Source organism: Planktothrix sp. PCC 11201 (assembly GCF_900009135.1).
Taxonomy (GTDB): Bacteria; Cyanobacteriota; Cyanobacteriia; order Cyanobacteriales; family Microcoleaceae; genus Planktothrix.
This window is the reverse complement of the sequence record NZ_LT797703.1, coordinates 89,112-97,765: the sequence shown is the minus strand read 5'-3', so window position 1 is coordinate 97,765 and position 8,654 is coordinate 89,112. Positions and strand designations below refer to the sequence as shown.

Sequence of the window (8,654 nt, the reverse complement as noted above, 5' to 3'; positions counted from 1 at the left end):
AGGGGAGGCAGGGGGAGTAGGGGAGGCAGGGGAAGCAGGGGAGGTAGGGGAGGCAGGGGGAGTAGGGGAGAGATAATTAGTGTCTGATTTTTGGGTTTTGAGGGGTGAGTCCTAATTGGGCAAGGGGCTTGAATAGGGCGCCGCCCAGGAGTCCCAGGGCAACACTAAAGGCGAGAATCAAACCGATGGGAAGTTGAACAGACTCGAAAAATAGGAACCTCAGAGCAATCGGTGTGGCGTTTTGGACTGCAAGAATGGCAATCGTACTAATCCAGAAAGCTAGGATAAAACTGGTGACAATGGCGGGGGCATTAGGCATAAATGATCACAATGTATCCAACGAAAAAACCTATTGTTTATTCTAATCAATTTTCCCGTTGCCTGATAGATATAAAATACCCTAGCTTTTATTTTTCGGGGTAAAAAGCCAGGGTGAGCGGTTATCAAAAAATATCAATGTTTTCAATAATTAGAGTTGAACATTAACATCATTAGAGTGGGTGGTATCTTGGAAATCCCGACGTCCGCCGCCTCTGTCGGGTTCGTAGGGGCCATTAAGTCCCGTGCGGGCGGAAAGTAATTGTGAGGTGCTAACAACATCTGATAATTGATTAGAAGCAGAACTCGCTGCTAAAGCGTTAGTAGTAAGACCAACCAATAAACAAACTGATAAAACTAAAGATGTATAGGTTTGCATAATAAAGTGTCCCTGTAAGTCTGTCCACTTCCTTATACAAACCGTTAATATTTAGATCAGGATAACTGTTAAAAGTTTTTGTTATATCCGGCTATAACCCCTCTAAAATTAACCATTGACCGGAGAAATTTAAACGTCCATAAACTTTTAGGGGGGAAGGACTGGGAATATTTTGTAATTGTTGGTTAATTTCCGGGTATAGGGTGACTAATTTCCAGCTTTGACCGATAAACTGTCCTTGAGTTAGGGTGAAACTATAGTCTTGGTGACTCTGACGCTGAAAAATACCCTCGAAGGCGTGACTATCTTTAGAAAGATGACAGGGGTTTGAGGATGCCGGACAATTACCATCAATGGGATATAATTTGGGATGATCTAAATAATAATATTGCCAGTATAACCAATCGGGATGATCGGGTGGTAAATTAAATAAAGGAATCACGGCTTGCGGGGCAATTATATCAGTTAATAGGGCATTTTGTAAGGTTCTAACGGATAATTCCTGGGGTTGTATTCCCTGTTCAATACATAAAGCTGCGGCCATTCCTGCGGCTTGTCCAATTCCTAAAACCACAGGTTGCAAACGAGTCGCACCGTTAGCAATATGGGAAACGGAAATATTTTTTTCACAGACTAATAAATTCTCGATACTAATAGGAATTAATGCTCGATAGGGAATAGTAAAGGGGGTTCCTGTCCACCGTCCACCCCAACGTAAACTTTTGGGTTGCAGGGTTAATTGAAATTGGGTATAATGATGATCGTTAGCGTAATTTCCGATCGCGATCGCTTCACATTCTCCAGTTTCATTGAAAGGTAAGGTCGCAGTATAACCCTTTTCAATCGGTAAAATATCTGGTTCTATTATTGTTGTTAATCCTTCAATTCGGCGACTTTCTCGATAGTAGGGATGGAGAGCAAAAGCCGATAAAATATCAGGATTACTATTAAAATAAGGTCGATTTTCCAGGGGAAAAGTTTCTGTTGCCAACCCATATCTCCGTCCTAATTTTATTTGAATAAACCGGGCAAAACTGAGACTGTGCCAGAAACTTTCCTGCCAAAATTGCAGCCGTTCAGAGTTTGAACTGATTAATCGATCTAAATTTTGATCATAATCATTGCCCTGTATCGGCCAGTTAATCATAAACTTATTGTCGGGTAATCTACCATAATTAAGAAAGGATTCTATATCATAATTTTTCCAAGCATTAGTAAATAATTCCGGGGTATGAATGGGGGGAAGGGGAATTTCTGGGGCTATGTTACCTTCTCCAAAATCCTCCATAATAAAAACCCAGGTGGGAGCTTGAACCGGAGTCGTTTTCATTAATGTTGATAGTTCAATTGGGGCGCTGGGTTCTTGCCATTGCCCTTGCAATTCCCATCCCCAACGATAGGGAATTTCTGCGAGTTCTAAAAGATCGCCTAATTCCGTTCCATCTATAATAATTTTAGCTTGAATAGTACAGGAATTAAATCTAACCTCTGTAATAATATTCCCTTTTTTAATAACTTCCAAAGGTTGTTCTTCCGGTATCCATAATAAATTGGGTTCTGATTTCACCCAATCGGCAAAAATATTCGCCCCTATTTGGGGATGATAAGTAAAGAAACTCACCCAAGCATTATCTAAACCTTGGGGTTGACGGTGGTTTAATTCGCGTAAAAATGCTCCCCAAATTCCGGTTTGAAAGGCTACTAATTCATTGCCATCCGGTGCAACAACGCCCCCAGAAGTTAACATTCCTCCTAACATTGACCATTGACTAACTAAAATCGTCTTTGCCCCCTGACGGGCGGCTTGCAAGGCGGCGGCTGTCCCTCCCGTCCCGCCTCCAATGACTAAAACATCCGCTTGTAAATAATTCATAGCCATTTGTTAACAAAAAAAACAATCCAAAAATTATCGGTTAAAATAGAACCCAGTAGTAAGCCCGACCGGGCTTAATCTGATAAAAGTAATCACCGACGGCATCTATATAACTAATGTTTTTTGAATAATCCTTGGGAAGAAGCCCTGAAGGGCTTACTACTTTTATATTTATTGGGATGCAATGGCAAAGATTCTATCTTCAAATTCTAAAATAACTGCTAATTTCCTCTGTTTATGGGGGGTTTGGCTTCCGGTTGTCGTGATTCTGGGATATCTCCCCGAAGCCCTTGCCCAAGGGCCAGTGCTTCAACCGATGATGAATCTTCCTACGAGCGATACGGGTTATACCCTTGGCCCTGGGGATTTGCTACAACTCGATATTTTTAATGTTCCTGAATATAGTGGTAATAATGGTCATCATCAAGTCTCAATTGATGGTTCTGTGAATTTGCCTTTAATTGGTAATATTTCAGTTCAAGGAATGACGGTAGACCAATTAACAGCAATAATTCAACAGCGCTATGGGGAATATTTACAACGGCCGATTTTAGCCCTTAAATTAATCGCCGCCCGTCCTCTGCAAGTAGCGGTGACGGGAGAAGTTCAACGTCCGGGGTCTTATATCGTCTCCCCATCGGCGGCCACGACCCCGAATAACCCCCTGATGGGAACCCCAGAAGTCTCAGGAACCGGGGGACGTTTACCGACAATTACAAGGGTATTGCAACTGGCCGGGGGAATTACCCCCAGTGCGGATATGCGACAAGTAAAAATTCGGCGCTCAAGTGGAACAGGGAGGGAAAAAATTATCAATTTGGATTTGTGGGAACTCCTGCAAACGGGAGATTTACGCCAGGATATTACCCTGCGTGACGGCGATACGATTTATATTCCCACCAGTACCGAAAACAATGCGGCGGAATCTTCTCAATTAATTACGGCTAATTTTGCCAGTAATAATAATCAACCCATAAATGTTGCTGTTGTTGGTGCGGTAAATCGCCCCGGAACCCATACCCTAACCTTAGAAATCATTCCCAGAGTTTCCCCGGAACCCGGTCAACCCGCCGAGGGTTCAGTGGCGGCGACTGGGGGACTATTTACGGTGACCAAAGCCCTGAAAATGGCGGGGGGAATTACTCCGGGCGCGGATATCCGTAATATTCAGGTGCGACGCCTAACCCGCACCGGAACTGAACAACAGATTACAGTGGATTTATGGAAACTTTTACAAGAAGGAGATTTGAGTCAAGATGCGATGTTACAACAGGGCGATACGATTGTAGTTCCAACGGCGACAACAGCCGAAAGTCAACAAAATGCTGAGGTGGCGACGGCGAGTTTTTCCCCCGATACCCTGAAAATTAGTCTGGTGGGTGAGGTGGTATCCCCAGGGGCGAAAACTCTCCCTCCCAATACCGCTTTGAATCAAGCTTTGGTGGAAGCGGGGGGATTTAATGAATCTCGGGCGAATAAAAAACAAGTGGAATTAATCCGCATCCATCCTAACGGAACGGTTTCTAGACGCCAGATTTCCATTAATCTATCGGCGGCTGTGAATGAGGAAACTAACCCTATCCTCAGAAATAATGATGTAATTGTTGTTGGTCGTTCTGGTGCGGCTAGTTTCCGAGATGGTTTAGGAACTGTGTTAAATTCATTAAGTCCCCTGAATAACTTTTTAGGACTTTTTCGATTTGTTAATATTTTGAACTAAAAAGACCATGAAAAATCGAAAATTATCTCAAATCTCTGTTATTAAAAATACTAGGAAACCTTTACATTCTTCGGAAGAAACCTTATATTATGATGCTGATTTATACCCGGGATATGATGAAGAAAAATCGGATTTCTTTAAAATTTTAGGGAAGCGAGCGCTCGCAGTTTTAGGCGTCACTACCGCCGTCACCGCTGGGGTATATCTATGGACAATTAATCAAACTCCTGAATATAAAGGGTCATTTCAAATTTTAGTCGAAACTACTCCTGCAAAAGATAGTTTACCCTTAGACTCCAATTCAGAAAAAAAATCAGACCTCGATTATTATTCCCAACTGGAAATTTTACAAAGTCCCAAATTAATGTCGGGAATTTTAAAAGGGATTCAAACGCGCTATCCTGAAGTTACCTATGATTCTCTATTTAACCAAAAAACTGGACAAACATTTTGGGAAAAGGATACCCTGGCGATTAAACCATTAAAACAGACTCGGATTTTTGAAGTGAGTTATCAAGGTTCTGAACCTCAAAAAGTCCAATTTATTTTAGAAAAAATAGCTGAAGGTTACTTAAAATATAGTCTACCCAAAGATGTCAAGGATCAACAACAAGAACAACAATTAAAATTAATTCATGGGCAAATTGCCACCTTAGAGAAAAAACTTCTCCCGATTAAACAAGAAATCCAGAAACTCCAACAACAATATAATTTTATTGATCCGAAACTACAAACTGAATATTTATTCAAACAAAAGAGTGAATTACAAGCTCAAAAATTAGAAGCTCAATCCCAACTTTTTCAACAGCAATCTCAATATCAAGCCTTACAAAAACAGTTAGGATTAAAACCCGAACAAGCCCTGTTAGCATCCGCCTTAACTCAATCCCCGAACTATCAAGGGTTACTTCAAGAGTTATTAAAGTTAGAAACAGAGATAGCGATTGAATCCGCCCGTTTTAAGGGGACAGCACCGCAAATTCAGGCATTATTAGATCAGCGATCACAAATACTTCCCTTATTAGAAAAAGAAGCTAAAAATGTATTAGGATCAAATAGCAATCAAGTCGATCCTAATATTATCCGGTTTCAAGATTCGATCCGAATGGGAATGATTCAGCAGTTAGTTGTGGCGGCGAATAATATTGAAATGCTGAAGGTGAGAAATGAAGTTTTAGAAAAAGCCACCCAAGAATTCAACCAATATTACCAAGTATTTCCCAAGGTTTTAGGTCGATATAATGATTTACAACAACAGTTGAAAACTATTACCAATCAACTCACAGAACTGACTAATAAATCTCAAGAAATACAACTCAAATTTGTTCCCAAAGTCAAGTCAGAACCCTGGGAATTAATTGCCCCTCCTCGGATTCCTAGTAATATTAATGGAGAATTAATCACCGTTTCTCCTAATGTTCCTTTAAATCTCGCCCTAGGGGGATTAGCTGGATTATTCTTGGGGGTAATTACGGCTCAAATTTTGGAACGATTTAACAATGTTTACCGCACTACCCACGAAGTTACAGATAGTATTTCCTTACCATTATTAGGGGTAATTCCAGCTAGTAATGAAGGCTTAATCCTTCCAAATTCAGTTGCACCAACTATTGATATTTCTGATATCACCTACCCCGCTTGTAGTCCATTCCAAGAGGCATTCCGAGCCTTAAATACCAATTTACGCCTATTAAACCCTGAAGGTTCTGTGCGGTCTTGTGTGATTACTTCCGCCACTCCAGCCGATGGAAAATCAACCATTGCTATGAATTTAGCCCAAGGAGCCGCCGCCATGGGTCAACGGGTTTTATTAGTGGATGCTGACCTACGTTGTCCCCGGATTCATACCCTGTTAGAAATCACAAATCAGTTGGGATTAACTAACATTTTAACTCAAAAATTAGAGTTTAAAACCGTAATTAAAAAAGTTGCTTCTGAGGAAAACCTATATGTTTTAACCGCCGGAAAATTTTATCCCGATCCGACTCGGTTATTATCCTCAAAACCCATGCAGGAGTTAATGAAACAATTGCGGGAATCCTTCGATTTAATTATCTACGATACCGCCCCAATTTTAGGGTTAGCCGATGCGAATTTGTTAGCCCCCCATACCGACGGATTAATGATGGTTGTCGGACTAGGAAAAACCGACCGAGAAGCCTTTAGTTTGGCCCTGCGGGAAATTAGCACCGCCGGGGTTCCCGTATTAGGAATGGTCGCTAACGGGGATAAACGGGAAACCCATTATTATCGAGATTATTAGAATCCCTTATTAGCTAGGATTGGAAATCAAAAAGCTGCTTATCGGACTTGAACCGACTAATAAAGTTAGAATACCGATTCTATCGTCGTTCATCTTCCCTCAATCTATATCGTAAAATAAACGCGAGGGAAAAGTGAGGGAACAAAAAACAGGAACTTTCAAGGATTACGGCGACTTGGTTGCATTTTTTAACAGGAAGCAACCCGAATGTCCAAAAGGGGTCGCACTCAAGTTAGAGAAAAGAAAATACCTTAGCTTGCAGTTTGTCCATCCGGGGACAAACAAACGACTTCCCAAATCTTGTAACGCGCAATTTACCGAGAAGGGCATCCGTAACATTTCTAGAAGAACCCGGATATTTGCTAGGGTAATAACTAGCGGGGTCGTCCCCTCTCCCTGTGGTTTCGTATCCCTCGCTATTTAAAAGACAGACAATACCCTCTAATAAACGACGTACTGCTTTGCTGTCAGAAGTGAGTCTAATTTCAACCTCTCCCTCTCTAGGTTCACCACGATACCCTGTTTGTCTTTTTGACCACCAAGACACCGCAGTATTCCAGTAATATCCTTTGGAGTGCAAATATTCATACAATTCGGTACGTTTTTCGTGATGGTATTCAGGAGCCATCTTTTTTGCTAGTTCGTATTTGTCTGAACGCATTTTTTTGTCCGTAATATAACGACACCCTCTGTGTTTAACAGCTAAACACAGAGGTATTTGTTTTCTAAAGTTGGGCCATCAAAGACGCGATCGCTTGGTCTGCTAATTGTTCAGACTTTTCTAAACCTTTACCCATGGCTGCATAACGGGGCAGGGCTGTTTCAAAGTCGGGTGAAAAAGAGTAAAGAAAGAGCGATAGCCACCTGATAAAATGGAAAGCGATCGCCATTTTTTCTAAAAAAAGATGCTAACGAGTTTAATAGAAAATTTAAAAAAAGTCAAGGACTTCAGAAAAAGTCAGGGAAAAAGGTATGAGTTATGGGAAGTGCTATTTCAACAATAAGAAGGGTAATGAGAGGAGTAGATGAGAAAGATTTAAGTAAAATAGTAAAAGAATGGTCAAGAGATAATTCTCCTAAATTAAAGGGAATAGAGGGATTAGCAATAGATGGAAAAAGTTTAAGAAGTACGGTAAAAGACCCCGGAAATCAGCAGCAAAACATGGGAATAATGGTATCTATATTTAGTCAAGAAACAGGATTAGTATTAGCGACGGAAAAGTTCGAGAGTAAAACCGGTTCAGAACAAGCTGTAGCCCAAAGGATGATAGGAGAATGTGGTCTAAAAGGAAAGTTGATAACTGCGGATACGTTACATTGTAATGTCACCACAGTCCGAAAGATTATCGAGAGTGAAAACGATTATTTAATTGCGGTTAAGAAGAATCAAATCAAACTGTATAATCAAATCGAAAAAATCATAAAAACGACGAAAGCTGAAAGTATAGATACTCAAAAAGAGCGGGGTCATGGACGAGAAATAACTCGTCGGGTATCAGTGTTTAAAAAATCAATAAAAATTGAAAGCCTTTGGGAACATATTCAAAGTATAATTCAGGTAGAACGGTGGGGATACAGAGGAAAAAAGTCTGATAAAGAAACGGTTTATTATATAAGTAGTATCTGGGAAAAGGCAGAATTTTTTTCCCAAAAGATTAAAGGGCATTGGGGGATTGAAAATCAAGTTCATTGGGTAAAAGATGTGTTATTTAAAGAGGATAGTATGAAAATTCATCAAGTACGAGCGGCGACTAATTTGGCATTGCTCAACACCCTAGGATTGAATATTTTCAGAGGTTTAGGATTTTTATCAATAACAGAGGGAAGAAGGTGGTTAGGAAATCAGTGGGAGAAATTAGTGGCTATCTCTTCATCCCCAAGTTAAGAATAGAGCGATTAGTTTAGGAAAAATAGAGAAAAATCACAAACGTAAGTCTTACTCCGTAGGGAATAGGAATATTTATGCTATTTAGATAACTATTTCATATAATTAATATTATATAGCCCTTATAGGAAATATTAATTCTTCCGAAAATAGCTATTATGTTTGAGAATTATGGCTAAAAAGTAAGCTATAATTTTCAAACATGAAACAGCCCTG

At 40.4% G+C, this 8,654-nt stretch carries 7 protein-coding genes and 1 pseudogene; 3 read left to right on the top strand and 5 right to left on the bottom strand.

Annotation, left to right across the window (positions count from 1 at the left end; all coding sequences use genetic code 11):
* Positions 1-76: 76 nt before the first annotated feature.
* From PL11201_RS14715 to PL11201_RS14705, 3 genes are all read right to left on the bottom strand, one after another.
* Positions 77-319, bottom strand: coding sequence for a lipopolysaccharide assembly protein LapA domain-containing protein (locus tag PL11201_RS14715; RefSeq protein WP_079679699.1), 243 nt, complete (start codon positions 317-319; stop codon positions 77-79).
* 150 nt (positions 320-469) lie between these two features.
* A complete protein-coding gene (gene patX / locus PL11201_RS14710) occupies positions 470-697 on the bottom strand; it encodes a heterocyst-inhibiting protein PatX (RefSeq protein WP_079679698.1) in 228 nt (75 codons plus the stop codon).
* 91 nt (positions 698-788) lie between these two features.
* Positions 789-2,570 (bottom strand): FAD-dependent oxidoreductase, encoded by a 1,782-nt coding sequence (locus PL11201_RS14705; protein WP_079679697.1) that lies wholly within the window; start codon positions 2,568-2,570, stop codon positions 789-791.
* Positions 2,571-2,754: 184 nt separating this feature from the next.
* Between PL11201_RS14705 and PL11201_RS14700 the strand changes: the two genes are divergently transcribed.
* Positions 2,755-4,290 (top strand): SLBB domain-containing protein, encoded by a 1,536-nt coding sequence (locus PL11201_RS14700; protein WP_079679696.1) that lies wholly within the window; start codon positions 2,755-2,757, stop codon positions 4,288-4,290.
* A gap of 7 nt (positions 4,291-4,297) precedes the next feature.
* Positions 4,298-6,553 (top strand): polysaccharide biosynthesis tyrosine autokinase, encoded by a 2,256-nt coding sequence (locus tag PL11201_RS14695; RefSeq protein WP_079679695.1) that lies wholly within the window; start codon positions 4,298-4,300, stop codon positions 6,551-6,553.
* A 232-nt stretch (positions 6,554-6,785) separates the two neighbouring features.
* Here PL11201_RS14695 and PL11201_RS14690 read toward each other — a convergent pair whose 3' ends face one another.
* On the bottom strand, positions 6,786-7,214 hold the full coding sequence (locus PL11201_RS14690; RefSeq protein ID WP_079679694.1) for a hypothetical protein: 429 nt from the start codon (positions 7,212-7,214) through the stop codon (positions 6,786-6,788).
* 64 nt (positions 7,215-7,278) lie between these two features.
* Entirely contained in the window at positions 7,279-7,443 is a 165-nt protein-coding gene (locus tag PL11201_RS26510) for a hypothetical protein (RefSeq protein ID WP_159451544.1), read from the bottom strand.
* A gap of 15 nt (positions 7,444-7,458) precedes the next feature.
* On the opposite strand from PL11201_RS26510, the pseudogene PL11201_RS14685 reads away from it, so the two are divergent.
* Positions 7,459-8,438 (top strand): annotated as a pseudogene (locus tag PL11201_RS14685) (ISAs1 family transposase).
* Positions 8,439-8,654: the final 216 nt, after the last annotated feature.

Coding starts and splice junctions, on each gene's coding strand:
- PL11201_RS14715 (WP_079679699.1), bottom strand. CDS start 319: ATGCCTAATGCCCCCGCCATTGTCACCAGTTTTATCCTAGCTTTCTGG.
- patX (WP_079679698.1), bottom strand. CDS start 697: ATGCAAACCTATACATCTTTAGTTTTATCAGTTTGTTTATTGGTTGGT.
- PL11201_RS14705 (WP_079679697.1), bottom strand. CDS start 2,570: ATGAATTATTTACAAGCGGATGTTTTAGTCATTGGAGGCGGGACGGGA.
- PL11201_RS14700 (WP_079679696.1), top strand. CDS start 2,755: ATGGCAAAGATTCTATCTTCAAATTCTAAAATAACTGCTAATTTCCTC.
- PL11201_RS14695 (WP_079679695.1), top strand. CDS start 4,298: ATGAAAAATCGAAAATTATCTCAAATCTCTGTTATTAAAAATACTAGG.
- PL11201_RS14690 (WP_079679694.1), bottom strand. CDS start 7,214: ATGCGTTCAGACAAATACGAACTAGCAAAAAAGATGGCTCCTGAATAC.
- PL11201_RS26510 (WP_159451544.1), bottom strand. CDS start 7,443: ATGGCGATCGCTTTCCATTTTATCAGGTGGCTATCGCTCTTTCTTTAC.